Origin of the sequence: Burkholderia sp. Bmkn7 (assembly GCF_041103175.1) — a bacterium.
GTDB lineage: Bacteria > Pseudomonadota > Gammaproteobacteria > Burkholderiales > Burkholderiaceae > Burkholderia > Burkholderia cepacia.
This window is the reverse complement of record NZ_JBGCUH010000003.1, coordinates 3218047-3237510: the sequence shown is the minus strand read 5'-3', so window position 1 is coordinate 3237510 and position 19464 is coordinate 3218047. Positions and strand designations below refer to the sequence as shown.

Annotated in this window: 18 protein-coding genes; 13 read left to right on the top strand and 5 right to left on the bottom strand. The window is 69.5% G+C overall.

The genetic code is table 11. The features are described 5' to 3' along the window. Window positions 1-379 precede the first annotated feature (379 nt). From AB3K92_RS36650 to fghA, 3 genes are all read left to right on the top strand, one after another. Window positions 380-1861 carry a xylulokinase gene (locus tag AB3K92_RS36650; RefSeq protein ID WP_369466777.1) on the top strand — a complete coding sequence of 494 codons (1482 nt, stop codon included), beginning with the start codon at window positions 380-382 and terminating at the stop codon, window positions 1859-1861. A 275-nt stretch (window positions 1862-2136) separates the two neighbouring features. Continuing rightward, window positions 2137-3243, top strand: a complete 1107-nt coding sequence (locus AB3K92_RS36645) for an S-(hydroxymethyl)glutathione dehydrogenase/class III alcohol dehydrogenase (RefSeq protein ID WP_006483756.1) — start codon at window positions 2137-2139, stop codon at window positions 3241-3243. 16 nt (window positions 3244-3259) lie between these two features. Beyond that, entirely contained in the window at window positions 3260-4108 is an 849-nt protein-coding gene (fghA, locus tag AB3K92_RS36640; protein ID WP_021159522.1) for an S-formylglutathione hydrolase, read from the top strand. A 143-nt stretch (window positions 4109-4251) separates the two neighbouring features. Here the strand turns inward: fghA and AB3K92_RS36635 are convergent, their stop codons facing one another. Genes AB3K92_RS36635 through AB3K92_RS36620 form a run of 4 tightly spaced genes read right to left on the bottom strand, consistent with a single transcriptional unit; the run spans window position 4252 to window position 7363 of the window. After that, window positions 4252-5034: a metal ABC transporter permease gene (locus AB3K92_RS36635; protein WP_027789245.1), complete on the bottom strand. Its 783-nt coding sequence runs from the start codon at window positions 5032-5034 to the stop codon at window positions 4252-4254. Then, window positions 5027-5917, bottom strand: a complete 891-nt coding sequence (locus AB3K92_RS36630; protein WP_059484372.1) for an ABC transporter ATP-binding protein — start codon at window positions 5915-5917, stop codon at window positions 5027-5029. The genes AB3K92_RS36635 and AB3K92_RS36630 overlap by 8 nt, the downstream gene beginning before the upstream one ends. 14 nt (window positions 5918-5931) lie before the next feature. Beyond that, window positions 5932-6855 (bottom strand): metal ABC transporter solute-binding protein, Zn/Mn family, encoded by a 924-nt coding sequence (locus tag AB3K92_RS36625; protein ID WP_113045548.1) that lies wholly within the window; start codon window positions 6853-6855, stop codon window positions 5932-5934. Between the two features lie 46 nt (window positions 6856-6901). Beyond that, a complete protein-coding gene (locus AB3K92_RS36620) occupies window positions 6902-7363 on the bottom strand; it encodes a Fur family transcriptional regulator (RefSeq protein WP_011546084.1) in 462 nt (153 codons plus the stop codon). Between the two features lie 328 nt (window positions 7364-7691). Between AB3K92_RS36620 and AB3K92_RS36615 the strand changes: the two genes are divergently transcribed. The 8 genes from AB3K92_RS36615 (at window position 7692) to AB3K92_RS36580 (ending at window position 16043) form a co-directional block, all read left to right on the top strand. Continuing rightward, window positions 7692-8468, top strand: coding sequence for an L-iditol 2-dehydrogenase (locus tag AB3K92_RS36615; protein WP_059497627.1), 777 nt, complete (start codon window positions 7692-7694; stop codon window positions 8466-8468). 96 nt (window positions 8469-8564) lie between these two features. After that, complete coding sequence (locus AB3K92_RS36610) at window positions 8565-9521, top strand: sugar kinase (protein ID WP_059497625.1); 957 nt, start codon at window positions 8565-8567, stop codon at window positions 9519-9521. Further along, window positions 9509-10870, top strand: coding sequence for a D-tagatose-bisphosphate aldolase, class II, non-catalytic subunit (locus AB3K92_RS36605; protein ID WP_369466776.1), 1362 nt, complete (start codon window positions 9509-9511; stop codon window positions 10868-10870). The genes AB3K92_RS36610 and AB3K92_RS36605 overlap by 13 nt, the downstream gene beginning before the upstream one ends. Window positions 10871-10942: 72 nt before the next feature. Further along, window positions 10943-12268, top strand: coding sequence for a sugar ABC transporter substrate-binding protein (locus AB3K92_RS36600; RefSeq protein WP_059676432.1), 1326 nt, complete (start codon window positions 10943-10945; stop codon window positions 12266-12268). 114 nt (window positions 12269-12382) lie between these two features. Next, window positions 12383-13336: a carbohydrate ABC transporter permease gene (locus AB3K92_RS36595; protein ID WP_369466775.1), complete on the top strand. Its 954-nt coding sequence runs from the start codon at window positions 12383-12385 to the stop codon at window positions 13334-13336. Continuing rightward, the gene (locus AB3K92_RS36590) at window positions 13333-14184 is read left to right on the top strand and encodes a carbohydrate ABC transporter permease (protein WP_027789251.1); all 852 of its coding nucleotides are present in this window, start codon (window positions 13333-13335) and stop codon (window positions 14182-14184) included. Before AB3K92_RS36595 ends, AB3K92_RS36590 begins: the two co-directional genes overlap by 4 nt. Further along, on the top strand, window positions 14181-14864 hold the full coding sequence (locus AB3K92_RS36585) for an HAD family phosphatase (RefSeq protein WP_048024959.1): 684 nt from the start codon (window positions 14181-14183) through the stop codon (window positions 14862-14864). The genes AB3K92_RS36590 and AB3K92_RS36585 overlap by 4 nt, the downstream gene beginning before the upstream one ends. A gap of 69 nt (window positions 14865-14933) precedes the next feature. Next, entirely contained in the window at window positions 14934-16043 is a 1110-nt protein-coding gene (locus tag AB3K92_RS36580) for an ABC transporter ATP-binding protein (RefSeq protein ID WP_021159533.1), read from the top strand. Window positions 16044-16056: 13 nt separating this feature from the next. On the opposite strand, the gene AB3K92_RS36575 is transcribed toward AB3K92_RS36580, so the two are convergent. Further along, window positions 16057-16941 (bottom strand): LysR family transcriptional regulator, encoded by an 885-nt coding sequence (locus tag AB3K92_RS36575; RefSeq protein ID WP_059484367.1) that lies wholly within the window; start codon window positions 16939-16941, stop codon window positions 16057-16059. A gap of 114 nt (window positions 16942-17055) precedes the next feature. Between AB3K92_RS36575 and AB3K92_RS36570 the strand changes: the two genes are divergently transcribed. Further along, the gene (locus AB3K92_RS36570) at window positions 17056-18252 is read left to right on the top strand and encodes a serine hydrolase domain-containing protein (protein WP_369466774.1); all 1197 of its coding nucleotides are present in this window, start codon (window positions 17056-17058) and stop codon (window positions 18250-18252) included. Beyond that, complete coding sequence (locus AB3K92_RS36565; RefSeq protein ID WP_175849136.1) at window positions 18249-19460, top strand: MFS transporter; 1212 nt, start codon at window positions 18249-18251, stop codon at window positions 19458-19460. Before AB3K92_RS36570 ends, AB3K92_RS36565 begins: the two co-directional genes overlap by 4 nt. Window positions 19461-19464 lie beyond the last annotated feature (4 nt).

Sequence of the window (19464 nt, the reverse complement as noted above, 5' to 3'; positions counted from 1 at the left end):
GCAACAAGAGCACTGGGTACTATTCCGCTCTTTGCTGGTTCGATATGCCATTTCGGCATGAAACAGGGTGTCGATCATCGGGAAACTGCCGCAGGAGTGAGGGTTCCCGGTTTTATAGCCCTTCAAAATAGCGCTGGCCCCCATGTCAAATATCGGCCGCTTTATGGTGTGTATCGGGCGGGGCGCATAGCGGCAAAAAGTGCCTGGGGAAAATCGTGCCGGGTTAACCCGCGAGCGGCCGCTTTCACCGCCAACGTGCAGCCGGGTGTAACCCGGCAGGCCATGGCGATTTCGGCCGCCGCGGCGGCGGCAAAAGACGGGCCGCGCATCGCGATCCCGTTATCATCGACATCCGTTCATTCGAATTCGCCCTCACGTCATGCGCCTGCTCGGAATCGACCTCGGCACCGGCTCCGTCAAACTCGTCACGCTCGATGCCGACGGCGTCGAGCGTGCGGTTGCGAGCGAACCCTATGCGCTGTCGTCGCCGCAGCCCGGCTGGGCCGAGATCGCCCCCGACACGTGGTGGCAGGCGCTGGTGCGCGCGGCCGCGCGGCTGCCGGCCGGCGAGCGTGCGCAGGTGGCGGCGATCGGATTCTCGGGGCAGATGCACGGCGTCGTGCTGATCGACGCGGCCGGGCAGCCGGTGCGGCCCGCGCTGCTGTGGCCCGACACGCGGGCGGTGCGCGAAGCGGATGAGGCCGGCTGGCCCGTCACGGGATCGCCCGTCGCCGGAGTGCCCGTCGCCGGATTGCCCGTCGCCCCGAATCCCGTCGCGCCGGGTATGGCCGGCCCGCTGTTGCGCTGGCTGGCCGCTCACGAACCCGATGCACTGCGCGCCGCACGCTGGGCCGTGCAGCCGAAGGACTGGTTGCGCATCGCGCTGGGTGGCGACGTCGCGGCCGATCCGAGCGACGCGTGCGCGACCGCGCTCGCGACGCCCGACGGCGCATGGGATCTCGCATTGATCGACGCACTCGGCCTGCCGGCCGACCGGTTCGCATCGGTGCAGCCGTCGGCCGCGCGCTGCGGCACGCTCGGCGCACCGGCGGCGACGGCACTTGGGCTGCCCGCCGGCGTGCCGCTGGCGACGGGCGCGGCCGACACCGCATGCGCGGCCCTCGGCAGCGGGCTCGCCGCCGCCGGCGATGCGCTGCTGACGACGGGCAGCGGCGGCCAGATCGTCGTGCTCGCGGATGTGCTGCCGCCCGCGCGACGCGGGCTGCATCGCTATCGCGCGGCGGCCGGCGGCGGTTATTACACGATGGCAGCGATGCAGAACGTCGGGCTCGCGCTCGAAGCGGTGCGCGGCTGGCTCGGCTACGCGCAGTGGGCCGATGCGTACGACGATGCGTTCGCGCAGGCTGCGTCGGAACGCCTGTGCTTCCTGCCTTACCTGACGGGCGAACGTTCGCCGTGGATGAACCCCGACGCGCGCGGCGGCTGGCTCGGCCTCGGGCTCGGCGACACGCGCGGCGCGATGATGCGCGCCGCGTTCGAAGGCGTCGCGTTCGCGTTGCGCGCCGGGCTCGATGCGATCCGCGACACCGACCGCGGCGACCCGGTGGCGACGCTGCGTCTCGCGGGCGGCGGCTCGGTCGATCCGCGCTGGCGCCAGCTGCTTGCCGACTCGCTGGGCGCGTCGCTTCACGCGATCGACTGCCCGAACGCCGCGACGCGCGGCGCCGCGCTGCTGGCGGGTGTCGCGATCGGGCACTGGCGGGAAGACACGCTGCACGCGCTGGCGCCGGCCGCGTCGCCGGTTGCCGAGCCGCGCGACGATCGCTCGCTGGCCGCGCGCCATGCACGCTTCATCGACCTGTATGCCCGGACGGATGCATGGTTCACGACGGGCGCTTAAAATCGGGCACTTGTTCTTTTGCGTCAGCGATGACGCATCGTGGCAAGCCGGCGGCCGTTTCCCGCACGCGATGCGCGGCGGAACCGGCCATCATGGCGAGCACGAGATTCTTTCGCCGTGCCGCGCGCGACGCCGCGCGGCACGGTTTCGACAGCTTTGCATGGAACCCGGTGCGAAGCATTGGGCCGGCGTCGGTGCTGGCGCACTCACGCCGGTCGACATGAGCGCCGACGCGCGAACCCGGGCCGACCTCACACACAGACAGGAGTCACACGATGAAGACGAAAGCCGCGATTGCATGGAAGGCGGGCGCACCGCTGACGATCGAGGAAGTCGATCTCGAAGGGCCGCGCGCAGGCGAAGTGCTGATCGAGGTGAAGGCGACGGGCATCTGCCACACCGACTACTACACGCTGTCGGGCGCCGATCCGGAAGGGATCTTCCCGGCGATCCTCGGCCATGAAGGCGCGGGCGTGGTGGTCGACGTCGGCCCCGGCGTCGGCACCGTGCGCAAGGGCGACCACGTGATTCCGCTCTACACGCCCGAATGCCGCGAGTGCAAGTTCTGCCTGTCGCGCAAGACCAACCTGTGCCAGAAGATCCGCGCGACGCAGGGCAAGGGCCTGATGCCGGACGCGACGTCGCGCTTCTCGCTCGACGGCAAGCCGCTGTTCCACTACATGGGCACGTCGACGTTCTCGAACTACATCGTCGTGCCGGAGATCGCCGTGGCGAAGGTGCGCGAGGACGCGCCGTTCGACAAGATCTGCTACATCGGCTGCGGCGTGACGACGGGCGTCGGCGCGGTCGTGTACTCGGCGAAGGTCGAGGCCGGCGCGAACGTCGTCGTGTTCGGGCTCGGCGGGATCGGCCTGAACGTGATCCAGGGCGCGAAGATGGTCGGCGCGGACAAGATCATCGGCGTCGACATCAACCCGAAGCGCGTCGAGCTCGCGAAGAAGTTCGGGATGACGCACTTCATCAACCCGAACGAAGTCGAGAACGTGGTCGACCACATCGTGCAGCTGACCGACGGCGGCGCGGATTACTCGTTCGAATGCGTGGGCAACGTGAAGCTGATGCGCCAGGCGCTCGAGTGCACGCACAAGGGCTGGGGCCAGTCGTTCATCATCGGCGTGGCGGCAGCGGGCGAGGAAATCAGCACGCGTCCGTTCCAGCTGGTGACGGGCCGCGAGTGGAAGGGCTCGGCGTTCGGCGGCGCGCGCGGGCGCACCGACGTGCCGAAGATCGTCGACTGGTACATGGAAGGCAAGATCAACATCGACGACCTGATCACGCACACGCTGCCGCTCGAGCGGATCAATGAAGGCTTCGACCTGATGAAGGCCGGCGAGTCGATCCGTTCGGTCGTGCTGTACTGACCGGGAGCGCACCGCGATGCTCGAACTCGTTTCCTCGCATGCGTGCCACGGCGGCGAGCAGCGTTTCTACCGTCACGATTCGGCGGCCATCGGCCTGCCGATGAAATTCTCGGTGTACCTGCCGCCGCAGGCCGCGCACGGCCGCGTGCCGGCGCTGTTCTATCTCGCGGGGCTCACGTGCACCGACGAGACGTTCGCGATCAAGGCCGGCGCGCAGCAATACGCGGCGCAGCACGGCATCGCGCTCGTGATGCCGGACACGAGCCCGCGCGGCGCGGGCGTGCCGGGCGAGACCGACGCGTGGGACTTCGGCGTCGGCGCGGGCTTCTACGTCGATGCGACCGAAGCGCCGTGGTCCGCGCATTACCGGATGGAGTCGTACGTGACGGGCGAGCTGCGCGAGCTCGTCACGGCCGAACTGCCGATCGACGGCGCGCGGCTCGGGATCTTCGGTCACTCGATGGGCGGGCACGGCGCGCTGACGCTTGCGCTGCGTCATCCCGGGCTGTACCGGTCGGTATCGGCGTTCGCGCCGATCGCCGCGCCGACACGCTGCCCGTGGGGCGAGAAGGCGTTCTCGGGCTACCTCGGCGCCGATCGCGACGCCTGGAAGGCGCACGACGCGAGCGAACTCGTCGCGCGCGCCGATGCGCCGAAGTTCGCGGACGGCATCCTCGTCGATCAGGGCCTCGCGGATCAGTTCCTCGCGAACCAGCTCAACCCCGACGTGTTCGAGGCCGCGTGCGCGAAGGCCGGCCAGCCGCTGACGCTGCGCCGCCATCCGGGCTACGACCACGGGTACTACTTCATCTCGACGTTCATCGCCGATCACATCGCGCATCACGCGCGCGTGCTCGCGCGATGAGCGGGAAGGGGCGCACATAACGCACACGGCGCGCCGCACGATCGCGGGCGCATAAAAAAACGCCGGCGTTGCCCTCGGGCACGCCGGCGTTTTTTATTTTCGTCGGGCGGCGATCCGCCAGGCGTCGTCCCGCCTCGCGTCGATCAGTGGCGCCGCAACAGGCTTGCGCCGTACACGAGCGCCGACAGCGCGGTGATCCAGAAACTCGTCGGCCAGTCGGTGTGATACGCGAGCACGATGCCGAGCCACGCCTCGAACAACGCAAACAGCGCGGCGAGCAGCACGCCGGTCGACAGCCGCGTCGTCACGTTCTGCGCGGCGGCAGCCGGCCCGACCAGCAGCGTGAACACCAGCAGCACGCCGACGATCTGCGTGGCCGCGGCCACGGCGAGCGCGCACACCGCGAGGAACAGCATCGACACCGTGCGCAGCGACACGCCCTTGGCTTCGGCCAGTTCGGGCTGCAGCGACGCGAACAGCAGCGGCCGCGCGATCAGCGCGAGCGCGAGCAGGCTCACGGCGCCGATGCCGGCGAGCACCGCGAGCGTGTCGTGGCTCACCGCGAGCACGTTGCCGAACAGCAGCGCGGTGACCTGCGTCGCGAACGACGTGTAGAAATGCAGGAACAGCAGGCCGAAACCCAGCGCGCCTGACAGGATCACACCGATCGCGACGTCGCGGCCCGCGAGCTTTTCGCCGAGCGCGCCCATCCCGATCCCGGCCGCGAGCGTGAAACCGACCATCCCCCAGATCGGCGAGATGCCGAGCAGCACCGCACCCGTCGCGCCGGTGAAGCCGACGTGCGACAGCGCATGGCCGGCGAAGGTCTGCCCGCGCAGCACCAGGAAGTAGCCGACGATGCCCGCGAGCACCGCGACGATCCCCGACGCCGCGAAGGCGTTGATCATGAAGTCGTATTCAAACATCGTGCGAGTGCCCGGGATGAGCGTGTCCGTGGTGGTGATGGCCGTGGCCGCCGCCACCGCCGTGCGAGTGGCCGTCGTCGTCCTCGTGTTCGTGGTCGTGCTTCTCGATCTCGACGTCGCCCGACATCACGAAGATCTTGCCGTTCACGCGCATCACGTCGATCGGCGATCCGTAGAGCCGCGACAGTACAGGCTTCGTGATCACCTCGTCGACGGTGCCGAGCGCCGCGACGCCGTTGCCGAGATACAGCACACGGTCGAGCGCGTTCAGCAACGGATTCAGTTCGTGCGCGGAGAACAGCACGGTGATGCCGAGCTCGCGCTGCACGTTGCGCACGAGCTCGACGACGCCGCGCTGGTGGTTCGGGTCGAGGCTGATCAGCGGCTCGTCGAGCAGCAGCAGCTTCGGGCTGCCGAGCAGGCATTGCGCGAGCAGCAGGCGCTGCCGCTCGCCGCCGGACAGTTCCGACAGCGGCCGGCGGGCAAGCGCCGGGCCGCCGACGAGATCGAGCACGCGGTCGACGTCGCGGCGCGTCGCCGCGTTCGTGTGCGGCAGCCCCCAGCGGTGGCCGTCGGCGGCCATCGCGACGAAGTCGTAGCCGCGCATCCGGCGGTTCGCGAGGCCGCTGCGAATCTGCGGCATGTAGCCGATCGACGGGTTGCCGCGTGCGACCGGCACGCCGCCGACGGACAGCGTGCCGGCCGACACGGGCACGAGGCCGAGCACCGCGCGCATCAGCGTCGTCTTGCCCGCGCCGTTCGGCCCGAGTACACCGACGAATTCGCCGGGTTCGATCGCGAAGCTGACGTCGCGCAGGATCGTGCGTCCGCCCAGTTCGAGCGTGACGCGATCGACGGCGAGTGCGTGGGGAGTGGCGGTCATGGCGTTACGGTCGTTTATTTCTTGCCGGCGGCAAGCGCGGCCGAGAGCGCGTCGAGCTGGCCGGCCATCCATTGCTGGAAAGTCTTGCCGGCCGGCTGCGTCTCGGTGACGCTGACGGTCGGCACGCCGCCGTCGCGTGCGATCTTCAGCATGCGCTTGGTCATCGGTTCTTCGGCCTGGCTGTTGTAGATCAGCGCGCGTACCTGCTTTTTGCGCAGGTCGTTCTCGAACGCGGCGACGTCCTGCGCGCTGGCTTCGGTGTCGTTCATCGTCGCGAGCTGGAAGCGCTGGTTGCGCATGTCGAGGCCGATCGCGTCGGACAGGTAGCCGAACACCGGCTCGGTGGCCGTCACCGGCACGCCCTTGTACTGCGCGCGCAGCGCGGCGACCTTGTCGTCGACGGGCTTCAGCGACGCGACGAACTTCTGCAGGTTCGCGTCGTATTCGGCCTTGTTCGCGGGATCGGCGCGGCCGAGTTCGGCCGCGATCGCGCGTGCGGCGGCCGGCATCGTCGCCGGGTCGTACCACAGGTGCGGGTTGTCGCCGGCCTTCTTGCCGACCAGGTCGGCGACGACGATCGTCGCGCGCTTCGCCTGCTTCGACGCGCCGAGCAGCTTGCTCATCCACGGATCGTAGTTGGCGCCGTTGTAGATCACGACCTGCGCGTGCTGGAGCGCGCGGGCCGTCTTCGGGCTCGCTTCGAACAGGTGCGGATCCTGGTCGGGATTGCTGAGGATGCTCGTCACCGCGACATGGCTGCCGCCGATCTGCGACGCGACGTCGCCGTAGAAGTTCTCGGCGGCGACGACGTTGACGGTCGCGGCCTGCGCGAACGCGGGCGCCGCGAGCGACAGCGCGGCGGCCGTGGAGACGACGGCGGCGAGCCAGCGGACAGGCGTCAGGGCGCGCCGCGGCGCGCGCTTCAGGGCAATGGGCATGGAACTCCTCGTTGGAAGGGGCGGCGCATGTGCCGCCCGATACGCGTCAGCGTTGCGCGGGCTTGCGCTTGCAGTGTCCGCACAGGCCGCTCAGCTCGACGACCTGATGGTGGACTTCGAAACCGTGCGCGGGCTCGCTCGCGGACAACTGCTTCGCGAGGTCGCCGCCGGGAATCTCGACGGTGTCGCCGCACGAATCGCAGATCAGGAACTGGCCTTCGTGCGGGACGCCGATCTCGCAGCACGCGAAGAACGCGTTCTTCGATTCGATCCGGTGGATGAAGCCGTGCTCGACGAGGAAATCCAGCGCGCGGTAGACGGTCGTGGGCGGCACGCGGCCGCGCTGCGGCTCGAGCTCGGCGAGCAGGTCGTACGCGCCGATCGGGCGCTGCGCGGCGAGCACGCGTTCGTAGACCTGGCGGCGCAGCGGCGTCCACGCGAGCCCGTGCTCGGCGGCGAATGCGTCGGCCCGGGACAGCCGGGCGTCAATGGACGATGAGGTAGCCATGGCGTGAAGCTGGGCGTGAAACAAAGTATGGCGATGATATAACGTATCGCCGCGCCGTGCAGCGCGAATTCCCCTTTTCGTCCTCGCTCCGTCCCCTTCATTGCCGATCCGACCGCGCCGCACCGCGCGCGCCGCGCCTTGCCGGGCGCGCGTGGCGGGCCGCCGCGGTGCGCCGTCGTGCCGCAGCGCATCATAGAAAGCCGTCATGTTGCCTTGACAGCGCGAATCGCGTATCCGATCATTCGATCAACAACAGAGCAATTGATCGGTTTGCGAGCGTTAGTTCATATCGCGGCCGTCGTAAAGCAGAACGAACCGGAGACAGCCAGTGAGACTGGAAGACAAGGTTGCGATCCTGACGGGCGCCGCAAGCGGCATCGGCGAGGCGGTCGCGCAACGCTATCTGGACGAGGGCGCGCGCTGCGTACTCGTCGACCTGAAGCCTGCCAGCGGCTCGCTCGCGCGGCTCATCGAGGCGAATCCCGGCCGCGCGGTGGCCGTCACCGCGGACGTCACGCGTCGCGACGACATCGAGCGCATCGTCGCCACGGCGGTCGAGCGCTTCGGCGGCATCGACATCCTGTTCAACAACGCGGCGCTGTTCGACATGCGCCCGATCCTCGACGAATCGTGGGACGTGTTCGACCGGCTGTTCGCGGTCAACGTGAAAGGGCTGTTCTTCCTGATGCAGGCCGTCGCGCAGCGGATGGTCGAGCAGGGGCGCGGCGGCAAGATCGTCAACATGTCGTCGCAGGCCGGACGCCGCGGCGAGGCACTCGTTTCGCACTACTGCGCGACCAAGGCCGCGGTGATCAGCTACACGCAGTCGGCCGCGCTCGCGCTCGCGCCGCACCGGATCAACGTGAACGGTATCGCGCCCGGCGTCGTCGACACGCCGATGTGGGAGCAGGTCGATGCACTGTTCGCGCGCTACGAGAACCGGCCGCTCGGCGAGAAGAAGCGGCTCGTGGGCGAAGCCGTGCCGCTCGGCCGCATGGGCGTGCCGGGCGACCTGACGGGCGCCGCGCTGTTCCTCGCGTCGTCCGACGCCGATTACGTCACCGCCCAGACGCTGAACGTCGACGGCGGCAACTGGATGAGCTGACTTGACGCCGCTCGCACGCGTCACCTGCCGGCCGGCCTGCGACAGGGCGGCCGCGCCGCTCACCGCGGCCGCCGTCGAACGAGGAGGGCACGCCTGATGGCAGAGATCGTCGTCGCCGGCGAACTGCTGGCCGAATTCGTCGCCGCCGAGCGCGGCCAGGGTTTCGATTCGCCGGGCCTGTTCGCCGGGCCGTTCCCGAGCGGCGCACCGGCGATCTTCGCCGATCAGGCCGCACGGCTCGGCGCGCGCGTCGCGTATGCGGGCTGCGTCGGCCGCGACGCGTTCGGCGATGCGATCGTCGCGCGGCTCGAGCGCGACGGTGTCGACGTCGCGCGCATCCGCCGCGTTGCGCGTCCGACCGGCACCGCGTTCGTCGCGTATCGCGACGACGGCTCGCGCAGCTTCGTCTACAGTCTGTCCACCAGTGCGGCCGCGTGCGTCGAGGCGTCCGATGTCGATACCGCGATGTTCGACGGCTGCCGCTATTTCCACGTGATGGGCTCGTCGCTGACGAGCGAATCGGCGATCGCGGCCGTGCAGCGCGGCGTGATCGAGGCCGCACGCACCGGCGCGAAGGTGTCGTTCGATCCGAACGTGCGCCCCGAGATGCTGAGCTTTCGACCGATGCGCGCGGCGCTCGGGACGATGCTCGCCGCGTGCCACCTGTTCATGCCGAGCGAGGCCGATTTGCCGTTCTTCTGCGGGCCGCAGCCGGCCGAGCGTGCGATCGCGGGCCTGCTCGCGACCCATCCGCTGCTCGAGCGTGTCGTGCTGAAACGCGGCGCGCAAGGCAGCGTTGCATTTGACCGCGCCAACCGCGTCGAAGCACCGGCCTTTCAGGTCGACGAAATCGATCCGACCGGCGCCGGCGACTGCTTCGGCGGCACGCTCGTGGCGAGCTTCGTCGCGGGCGTGCCGATCGATGCCGCATTGCGCCGCGCGAACGCGGCCGGCGCGATCGCGGTCACGCGGCGCGGCCCGATGGAAGGCAACAGCAGCGCGGCCGAGATCGACCGCTTCCTGACCGAACGAGGTATCGCATGTCCGGCCTGACGACCTTCGCCGAACGCCCTCGCACCGCCCATGCGGACGCAGTGCTGCGGATGATCTTCGATGCGAACCGCGCCGACGCGCAGCGCGGCATCTATTCGATCTGCAGCGCGCACCGGCTCGTGCTGGAGGCCGCGTGCGAAGCGGCGCGCGCGGATGGCTCGCCGCTCCTGATCGAGGCGACCTGCAACCAGGTGAACCATCACGGCGGTTATACGGGCATGACGCCCGCCGATTTCCGCCGCGACGTCGACGCGATCGCCCGGCGTTGCGGGCTGGCGCCGTCGGCGCTCGTGCTCGGCGGCGACCATCTTGGGCCGAACCCGTGGCGGCACCGCCGCGCGGCCGATGCGATGCGCGAGGCGGGCGCGATGGTCGCCGCTTATGTGGAAGCCGGCTTCGAAAAGATCCATCTCGATGCGAGCATGGCGTGCGCGGACGATCCGGTGCGGCTCGACGATCGCACGATCGCCGCGCGCGCGGCCGAACTGTGCCGCGTGGCGGAAGGCGCAGCGGCGCGCACCGGCATCGCGCCCGTCTACGTGATCGGCACCGAGGTGCCGACGCCGGGCGGTGAAGTCAGCGGCAACAACGGCCACGGCGGCGATGCGGCGATCGCGCAGATCGCGGTCACGCGCAGCGACAGCATCGCGGCGACGCTCGATGCGCACCGCGCCGCGTTCGCGGCGGCCGGGCTCGACGACGCGTGGGCACGCGTCGTCGCGATCGTCGCGCAGCCGGGCGTCGACTTCGACGATCGCCACGTGCTCGACTACGACAGCGCGAAGGCGGCGGCACTCGGCGCGAGTATCCTGCAGACACCGCGCCTCGTGTTCGAGGCGCATTCGACCGATTACCAGACCGAGGGCGCCCTCGCCGCGCTCGTGCGGGACCACTTCGCGGTGCTGAAGGTCGGGCCCGCACTGACGTTCGCGCTGCGCGAGGCGCTGTTCGCGCTGACGTTCATCGAGGACGCGCTGATCGGCGACGTCGCGCAGCGCTCGCGGTTGCGCGACGTCGTCGATGCGGCGATGCGCGCGCAGCCCGAGCACTGGGCGCCGTACTACCGCGGCGACGAAACCGCGCAGCGGCTCGCGCGCCAGTTCAGCTACAGCGACCGCATCCGCTATTACTGGCTGCAGCCGGCCGTCGCGGCCGCGGTCGAGCAGCTGTTCGGCAATCTCGCGCGGCAGCCGGTGCCGGAAACGCTCGTCGCGCAGTGGCTGCCGGATGTCTACGCGGCGTGCCGCACGGGCGGGCTCGCGAAGGAGCCGCGCGCGTGGGTGCGCCACCGGATACGCGACGTGATCGCGCACTATGCGCGCGCGTGCGGAATGCAGCGGCCGGCGTGACGGGCCGCGAAGGAAACGACGCAACACCGACGCAAGACCGACGACATTTCGAACAATCACAGGAGACATGCCATGCAACGAAAGATGCTCGACGCCGCCGCACGCTGCTTCGCCGGAGCCGCGCTCGCGACGGCGGCCTGCGCCGCGTCCGCCGGCACGCTGACGATCGCGACGCTGAACAATCCCGACATGATCGAGCTGAAGAAGCTGTCGCCGGCGTTCGAGAAGGCGAACCCCGACATCAAGCTGAACTGGGTGATCCTCGAGGAAAACGTGCTGCGCCAGCGCGCGACGACCGACATCACGACCGGCAGCGGCCAGTTCGACGTGATGGCGATCGGCACCTACGAGACGCCGCAGTGGGGCAAGCGCGGCTGGCTCGCGCCGATCACGGGCCTGCCCGCCGACTACGACCTGAACGACATCGTGAAGACCGCGCGCGACAGCCTGTCGTACAACGGCCAGCTGTACGCGTTGCCGTTCTACGTCGAGAGCTCGATGACGTTCTACCGCAAGGACCTGTTCGCGGCGAAGGGGCTGAAGATGCCCGACCAGCCGACCTACGACCAGATCGCCGAGTTCGCGGACAAGCTCACCGACAAGGCGAAGGGGACCTACGGGATCTGCCTGCGCGGCAAGGCCGGGTGGGGCGAGAACATGGCGTACGTGTCGACGGTCGTGAACACGTTCGGCGGGCGCTGGTTCGACGAGAACTGGAATGCACAGCTGACGTCGCCCGAATGGAAGAAGGCGATCACGTTCTACGTGAACCTGCTGAAGAAGGACGGCCCGCCGGGAGCGAGCTCGAACGGCTTCAACGAGAACCTGACGCTCACCGCATCGGGCAAGTGCGCGATGTGGATCGACGCGACGGTCGCGGCCGGGATGCTCTACAACAAGCAGCAGTCGCAGGTGGCCGACAGGATCGGCTTCGCGGCCGCGCCGGTCGCCGCGACGCCGAAGGGCTCGCACTGGCTGTGGGCGTGGGCGCTGGCCGTGCCGAAGACGTCGAAGCAGCAGGACGCCGCGCGCAAGTTCATCGCATGGGCGACGTCGAAGCAGTACATCGAGATGGTCGGCAAGGACGAAGGCTGGGCGTCGGTGCCGCCGGGCACGCGCACGTCGACGTATCAGCGCCCCGAGTACAAGGCCGCCGCGCCGTTCTCGGACTTCGTGCTGAAGGCGATCGAGACGGCCGACCCGAACGATCCGTCGCTGAAGAAGGTGCCGTACACGGGCGTGCAGTACGTCGGGATTCCTGAATTCCAGTCGTTCGGCACGGTGGTCGGCCAGTCGATCGCGGGCGCGGTCGCGGGCCAGATGTCGGTCGACCAGGCGCTCGCCGCCGGGCAGGCCGCCGCCGACCGCGCGGTGCGGCAGGCCGGCTACAAGAAGTAACGCGCAAGCCGTCGCGCGGCCCGTGTCGTGCGCCGTGGCACACGGCGCGGGCCGGCGAAGCTGACAGGCGGGCACGCCGTTCGCGCCCGCGCATCAACCGGAGGGACTCCGATCATGCGTCACCTGCGTCTTCCCCTGAGCCATGCTCATGCGCCGTCGGTCGGCGACGCGTCGTCGCCGCCCGGCGCGCCGCGCCGCGCGCGCGGCGGCGCGAGCTGGCTCGTCTCGCCTTCCGTCGCGGTGCTGCTGCTGTGGATGTCGATCCCGCTCGCGATGACGATCTGGTATTCGTTCTCGCGCTACAACCTGCTGAACCCGGACGTGAAAGGTTTCGCCGGGCTCGACAACTACCGCTTCCTCGCGACCGATCCGTCGTTCCTGCCCGCGATCTGGCACACGCTCGTGCTGATCGGCGCGGTGCTCGCGATCACGGTGGTCGGCGGCGTGCTGATGGCCGTGCTGTTCGACCGCAAGTTCTACGGGCAGGGCGTCGCGCGCCTGTTCGCGATCGCGCCGTTCTTCGTGATGCCGACGGTGTCCGCGCTGATCTGGAAGAACATGATCCTGCACCCGGTGTACGGGCTCGTCGCGAACGCGATGCGCGCACTCGGGATGACGCCGATCGACTGGTTCGCCGACTACCCGTTCACCGCGGTGATCATCATCGTCGCGTGGCAGTGGCTGCCGTTCGCGTTCCTGATCCTGTTCACCGCGATCCAGTCGCTCGACCAGGAGCAGAAGGAAGCCGCGCGCATCGACGGCGCGGGCCCGATCGCGATGTTCTTCTACATCACGCTGCCGCACCTGAAGCGCGCGATCGCCGTGGTCGTGATGATGGAGACGATCTTCCTGCTGTCGATCTTCGCGGAGATCTACACGACGACCGGCGGCGGCCCCGGCGACGCGACGACCAACCTGTCGTACCTGATCTACGCGCTCGGCCTGCAGCAGTTCGACGTCGGCCTCGCGTCCGCGGGCGGCATCATCGCCGTCGTGGTCGCGAACGTCGTGTCGTTCTTCCTGGTGCGGATGCTCGCGCGCAACCTGAAGGGGGAGTACGAGAAATGAGCGACCTGACCTTCGAAGGCCGGCGCGTGCCGGCCGTGTTCGACCTCGTGCGGCGTGCGCTGCCCGGCACGCTCGCGTGGCTGATCGCGCTCCTGCTGTTCTTCCCGATCTTCTGGATGGCGATCACCGCGTTCAAGACCGAGCAGCAGGCGTATGCGTCGACGCTGTTCTTCATGCCGACGCTCGACAGCTTCCGCGAGGTATTCGCGCGCAGCAACTACTTTTCGTTCGCGTGGAATTCGGTGCTGATCTCGGCCGGCGTCACGGTGATCTCGCTGCTGTTCGCGGTGCCGGCCGCGTACGCGATGGCGTTCTTCCCGAACCACCGCACGCAGAAGGTGCTGTTGTGGATGCTGTCGACGAAGATGATGCCGTCGGTCGGCGTGCTCGTGCCGATCTACCTGCTGTGGAAAAACGCGGGGCTGCTCGATACCGTGTCGGGCCTCGTGATCGTCTACACGCTGATCAACCTGCCGATCGCGGTGTGGATGACCTTCACGTACTTCAACGAGATCCCGAAGGACATCCTCGAAGCCGGGCGCATCGACGGCGCGTCGACGTGGCAGGAGATCGTCTACCTGCTGATGCCGATGGCACTGCCGGGGCTCGCGTCCACCGCGCTGCTACTCGTGATCCTGTCGTGGAACGAAGCGTTCTGGAGCATCAACCTGTCGAGCTCGAACGCCGCGCCGCTCACCGTGTTCATCGCGTCGTACTCGAGCCCCGAAGGGCTGTTCTGGGCGAAGCTGTCCGCCGCGTCGCTGCTGGCGGTCGCGCCGATCCTGATCGTCGGCTGGCTGTCGCAGAAGCAGCTCGTGCGCGGGCTCACGTTCGGAGCCGTCAAATGACCGCGAACGTCCTGATCTGCGATTGCGACGGTGTACTGATCGACAGCGAGGCCGTGGCGGCCGACGTGATCGTGCGCGAGCTCGACGCGCGCTGGCCGGGCGTCGATGCGCGGCCCGCCGTGATGCCGTTGCTCGGGCTGCGCATCGAGCGCGTGCTGGCCGGCGCGGGCGACGCCGTCGGGCGCACGCTGTCGGCCGGCGATGTCGACGCGATCCGCCGCGCGGTCGAAGCGGCGGCCGTCAACGCACCGATGGTCGACGGCATCGATGCGGCGCTGGACGCGATTCAGTTGACGACGGCCTGCGCGAGCAACAGCTACCGCGCGTACGTCGAGGCAGCACTGGCGCGCACGGGCCTCGCGCGCTTCTTCGGCGACCGGCTGTTCTGCGCGGATGCCGTCGCACGGCCGAAGCCCGCGCCGGACGTGTATCTCGCCGCCGCGCGTACGCTCGGCGTCGTGCCTGCCCAGTGCCTCGTGGTCGAGGACAGCGCGACCGGCATCACCGCGGCCGCCGCGGCCGGCATGACCGTGCTCGGCTTCGTCGGCGGCGGGCATGCGTCGGCCGCGCAGATCGACGCGCTGCGCGGGATCGGCGCGCGCCACGTATTCGACGACATGCACGAACTGCCCGGCTACGTCGCGCGCTGGCAGGCGACCGGCGCGGTGCTGCCGAACTAGCAACCACGAACGATTGCGCGCCGCGTTCGACGCGGCGCATCACGCATCACGAACGAACGGAGACAGATCATGGCAAGCGTGCTCCTGCGCAACATCGCGAAGCGCTACGACGAAACGGAAGTGCTGCGCAACGTGAACCTCGACATCGCCGACGGCGAATTCGTCGTGTTCGTCGGCCCGAGCGGCTGCGGAAAATCCACGCTGATGCGGATGATCGCGGGCCTCGAGGACATCTCGAGCGGCGACCTGCTGATCGACGGCGCGAAGGTCAACGACGTGCCGAGCGCGAAGCGCGGCATCGCGATGGTGTTCCAGTCGTATGCGCTGTACCCGCACATGACGCTGTACGACAACATGGCGTTCGGCCTGAAGCTCGCGGGCGCGAAGAAGCCCGAGATCGACCAGGCCGTGAAGAACGCCGCGAAGATCCTGCACATCGACCATCTGCTCGACCGCAAGCCGAAGCAGCTGTCGGGCGGCCAGCGGCAGCGTGTCGCGATCGGCCGCGCGATCACGCGCAAGCCGAAGGTGTTCCTGTTCGACGAACCGCTGTCGAACCTCGACGCGGCGCTGCGCGTGAAGATGCGGCTGGAGTTCGCGCGGCTGCACGACGAGCTGAAGACGACGATGATCTACGTGACGCACGACCAGGTCGAGGCGATGACGCTCGCGGACAAGATCGTCGTGCTGTCGGGCGGCGCGGTGCAGCAGGTCGGCACGCCGAACGAGCTTTACCACGCGCCGGCGAACCAGTTCGTCGCGGGCTTCATCGGGTCGCCGAAGATGAACTTCCTGACGGGCACCGTCGATTCGGTCGATGCCGGCGGCGTGCTCGTGCGCTTCGACAGCGGCGAGACGCAGCGCGTCGCGGTCGAGGCGGCGGGGCTGCAGCGCGGCGCGGCGGTGACGGTCGGCGTGCGGCCCGAGCACCTGAAGGTCGAAGCGGCGGCCACCGGCGTGGCCGTGCGGACGATGGCCGTGGAATCGCTCGGCGACGCCGCGTACCTGTATGCGGAGTCGGCCGTCGCGCCGGACGGGCTGATCGCGCGGATTCCGCCGCTCGACACCTACCGCACCGGCGAGGCGCTCCACGTGCACGCGCAGGCCGAGCACTGCCACCTGTTCGACGAACACGGCCAGGCGTTCCGCCGGCTGAGCGTGCACGCGAAGGCCGCATGACGGCCGGCCGCGGTCACAGCGTCAGGTGCGCGGCCATGTAATCGACGAACGCACGCAGCTTCGGCGTCGGGTGGCGGCCCGACGGCCACAGCACGTAGACCGGCGTGCAGCTCGCGACGTGTTCGTCGAGCACCGCGCGCAGCGTGCCGTCCGCGAGCGCCTCGCGCACGAAGAAGATGGGCAGGCACGCGATGCCGAGCCCGCGCAGCGCGAAGCACAGGCGCGCTTCCGCACTGTTGCTGACCATCGCGACCGGCACTTCGGGCGGCGTGCCCGCGCGCGGCACGCGCAGCGGCCAGGTCTCGAGCTTGCCGCTCGTCGGGAAACGGTAGTGCAGGCAGCGGTGCTGCGCGAGATCGGCCGGCGTGCGCGGCGTGCCGTGCCGGTCGAGATAACCGGGGGACGCGACGAGGTGCTGGCGGAAGTGGCCGAGCAGCCGCGACGACAGCCGGGAATCCGAGGGCTGGCCGGTGCGCAGCACCGCGTCGAACCCTTCGTCGACGACGTCGACGAGCCGGTCGCTGAAATCGATGTCGAGCTCGATCTCCGGATACGCAGCCATGAAATCGGCGAGCACCGGCAGCAGCAGCGTGCCGATCGTCGGCAGGCTCACGCGCAAGCGCCCGCGTGGCGCTTCGGCGCTGTGCGTCAGTTCCTGCTCGGCCGCGTCGAGCTCGGCGATCACGCGCCGGCACCGTTCGAGAAAGCGCGTGCCTTCGGCGGTCAACGTGATGCTGCGCGTGCTGCGGTGAAAGAGCCGCACCTTCAGCCGCGCCTCGAGCCGCGCGATGCGTTTGCCGATCGCCGAAGCCGATAGCCCGAGTGCACGTCCGGCCGCGACGAAACTGCGCGTTTCCGCGACCTGAACGAACACGACGAAGCCGCCGAGGTTTTCCATGCGAGTTCCCGATTGCGGACGTCAGCGTCCGGATTGTCCGGAACTCTACCCCGGTTTTTCTTCTTGCGTCGGCTCCCTACGATGAGCGCTCGTTCATTGTCGAGAGGTCAAGTCATGTCATCCCTGCCTGTCACCGCCTTGCGCGTGGAACCGGACGCCGCGCTGCGCCACCGGCTCGACGACGCGCTGGATCGCGCGCTTGCCGACGCGCGCATGGTCGGCGCGGTCGTGCTGGTCGCGCAGCACGGCGAGCTGCGTTATGCGCGTGCCGTCGGCCTCGCCGATCGGGAAGCCGGCACGCCGATGCGGGACGATGCGCTGTTCCGCCTGTCGTCGGTCACGAAGCCGGTCGTGGCGGCCGCCGCGATGCGGCTGGTCGCGGCGGGGCGCATCGCGCTCGACGAACCGGTCGCCCGCTCGTTGCCCGCATTCCGCCCGACGTTGACCGACGGCACGCCTGCCGTCATCACGTTGCGTCATCTGCTGTCGCATACGGCCGGCCTCGGCTACCGTTTCCTCGAAGCGGACGGCGACGGCCCGTATGCGCGCGCCGGCGTATCCGACGGAATGGACCGCTCGGGTCTCTCGCTCGCCGAGAACCTGCGGCGCATCGCCAGCGTGCCGCTGCAGTTCGCGCCGGGTACGTCGTGGGGCTATTCGCTGTCGATGGACGTGGTCGGCGCGCTGATCGAGGCAGTCGACGGGCGGCCGCTCGCCGACGCGGTCGCCGCGCTCGTCACGACACCGCTCGGGATGACCGACACCGCGTTCGTCGCGCACGACGCCGCACGCGTCGCGACGCCATACGTGAGCACGCCTGGCGCCCCGCGCCGGATGGCGGACGTCGATCTCGTGCCGGTGTTCGACGGCACGATCGGCATCCGCTTCGAGCCGGCGCGCGTGTTCGATGCCGATGCGTGGCAGTCGGGCGGCGCGGGGATGGTCGGCACCGCGCGCGATTGCGTGACGCTGCTCGACGCGCTGCGCACGGGCCGCGACGGCTGGCTCGAACCCGCATGGGTCGACGAGATGGCGCGCGTCCAGCCGGGTGCGCGCGAACTGCGGGATGCGCCGGGTTTCGGCTTCGGGCTCGGGTTCTCGTTGCTGCGTGATCCGGTGGCCGCGCGGTCGCCGGAGTCGGTCGGCACCTGGCGCGGGGGCGGCGCGTACGGGCACACGTGGTTCGTCGACCGCGCGGCGGGGCTGACGGCCGTCGCGCTGACCAACACGCTGTACGAGGGCCTCGACGGGCGGATCGTGACCGCGGTGCGCGATGCGGTCTACGGCGTCGAAACCGGGAGCGCGGCATGAGCGACTGCACGACGATCGATGACGAGCCCGTCGTTCAGCCGGTGCAGGCCGGTGCGCGCCTGCCGGTTGCGAACCTGCTGGCGCTCGCGACGGCCGCGTTCATCACGATTCTCACCGAGGCGTTGCCGGCTGGCCTGCTGCCGCTGATGAGCGCCGACCTGCGCGTGCCCGAGGCACTGATCGGCCAGCTCGTGACCGTATATGCGCTCGGCTCGATCGTCGCGGCGATTCCGCTCGTCGCCGCGACGCGCGCGATGCGCCGGCGCACGCTGCTGCTCGCGGCGCTGGCCGGCTTCGTCGTGTCGAATGCACTGACGGCCGTGTCGCCGTACTACGCGCTGACGCTCGCCGCGCGCTTCGTCGCGGGGATGGCGGCCGGGCTGCTGTGGGCGCTGCTTGCCGGCTACGCGAGCCGGATGGTCGATGCCCCGTTGCGCGGCCGGGCGATCGCGGTCGCGATGCTCGGCGCGCCGGTCGCGATGTCGATCGGTATTCCGGCCGGCACCGCACTCGGCGCGGCGCTCGGGTGGCGCGTCGCGTTCACGGGTATCACGCTCGCGGCGCTCGTGCTGATCGGCTGGATCCGTTGGCGTGTGCCCGATTATCCGGGGCAGCAGGCCGGCGCGCGCGAGCCGGTGCTCGGCGTGATGACGCTGCCCGGCGTGCGGCCGGTGCTGACCGTGATGTTCGCGTACGTGCTGGCGCACAACATGCTGTACACGTACGTCGCGCCGTTTCTCGCGGGCGTGCGGATGGGCGCGCAGGTCGATGCGGTGCTGCTCGTGTTCGGTATCGCGTCGCTGGTCGGCATCGCGCTGACGGGCGCGTGGATCGGTGCCGCGCAGCGGCGGCTGACGCTCGCCAGCATCGCGTTGTTCGCCATCGCGGCGGCGATGCTCGGCGCCGGTTCCGGCATGGCGATCGTCTATGCGGGCGTCGCGCTGTGGGGGCTCGCGTTCGGCGGTGCGCCGACGCTGTTCCAGACGGCCACCGCGAACGCCGCGGGAGAGGCGGCGGATGTCGCGCAATCGATGCTCGTGACGGTGTGGAACCTCGCGATCGCGGGTGGCGGTATCGCGGGCGGGATGCTGCTCGGCGCAACCGGGGCGGGCGCGATTCCGTGGGTGCTCGTCGCGCTGCTGGCGGCCGCGTGGGTCGGCGCATGGCGTGCTCGCCGGCATGCGTTTCCGGCGCCGCGCGCCGCGTGAGTTT

Coding starts and splice junctions, on each gene's coding strand:
- AB3K92_RS36650 (WP_369466777.1), top strand. CDS start 380: ATGCGCCTGCTCGGAATCGACCTCGGCACCGGCTCCGTCAAACTCGTC.
- AB3K92_RS36645 (WP_006483756.1), top strand. CDS start 2,137: ATGAAGACGAAAGCCGCGATTGCATGGAAGGCGGGCGCACCGCTGACG.
- fghA (WP_021159522.1), top strand. CDS start 3,260: ATGCTCGAACTCGTTTCCTCGCATGCGTGCCACGGCGGCGAGCAGCGT.
- AB3K92_RS36635 (WP_027789245.1), bottom strand. CDS start 5,034: ATGTTTGAATACGACTTCATGATCAACGCCTTCGCGGCGTCGGGGATC.
- AB3K92_RS36630 (WP_059484372.1), bottom strand. CDS start 5,917: ATGACCGCCACTCCCCACGCACTCGCCGTCGATCGCGTCACGCTCGAA.
- AB3K92_RS36625 (WP_113045548.1), bottom strand. CDS start 6,855: ATGCCCATTGCCCTGAAGCGCGCGCCGCGGCGCGCCCTGACGCCTGTC.
- AB3K92_RS36620 (WP_011546084.1), bottom strand. CDS start 7,363: ATGGCTACCTCATCGTCCATTGACGCCCGGCTGTCCCGGGCCGACGCA.
- AB3K92_RS36610 (WP_059497625.1), top strand. CDS start 8,565: ATGGCAGAGATCGTCGTCGCCGGCGAACTGCTGGCCGAATTCGTCGCC.
- AB3K92_RS36605 (WP_369466776.1), top strand. CDS start 9,509: ATGTCCGGCCTGACGACCTTCGCCGAACGCCCTCGCACCGCCCATGCG.
- AB3K92_RS36600 (WP_059676432.1), top strand. CDS start 10,943: ATGCAACGAAAGATGCTCGACGCCGCCGCACGCTGCTTCGCCGGAGCC.
- AB3K92_RS36595 (WP_369466775.1), top strand. CDS start 12,383: ATGCGTCACCTGCGTCTTCCCCTGAGCCATGCTCATGCGCCGTCGGTC.
- AB3K92_RS36590 (WP_027789251.1), top strand. CDS start 13,333: ATGAGCGACCTGACCTTCGAAGGCCGGCGCGTGCCGGCCGTGTTCGAC.
- AB3K92_RS36585 (WP_048024959.1), top strand. CDS start 14,181: ATGACCGCGAACGTCCTGATCTGCGATTGCGACGGTGTACTGATCGAC.
- AB3K92_RS36580 (WP_021159533.1), top strand. CDS start 14,934: ATGGCAAGCGTGCTCCTGCGCAACATCGCGAAGCGCTACGACGAAACG.
- AB3K92_RS36575 (WP_059484367.1), bottom strand. CDS start 16,941: ATGGAAAACCTCGGCGGCTTCGTCGTGTTCGTTCAGGTCGCGGAAACG.
- AB3K92_RS36570 (WP_369466774.1), top strand. CDS start 17,056: ATGTCATCCCTGCCTGTCACCGCCTTGCGCGTGGAACCGGACGCCGCG.
- AB3K92_RS36565 (WP_175849136.1), top strand. CDS start 18,249: ATGAGCGACTGCACGACGATCGATGACGAGCCCGTCGTTCAGCCGGTG.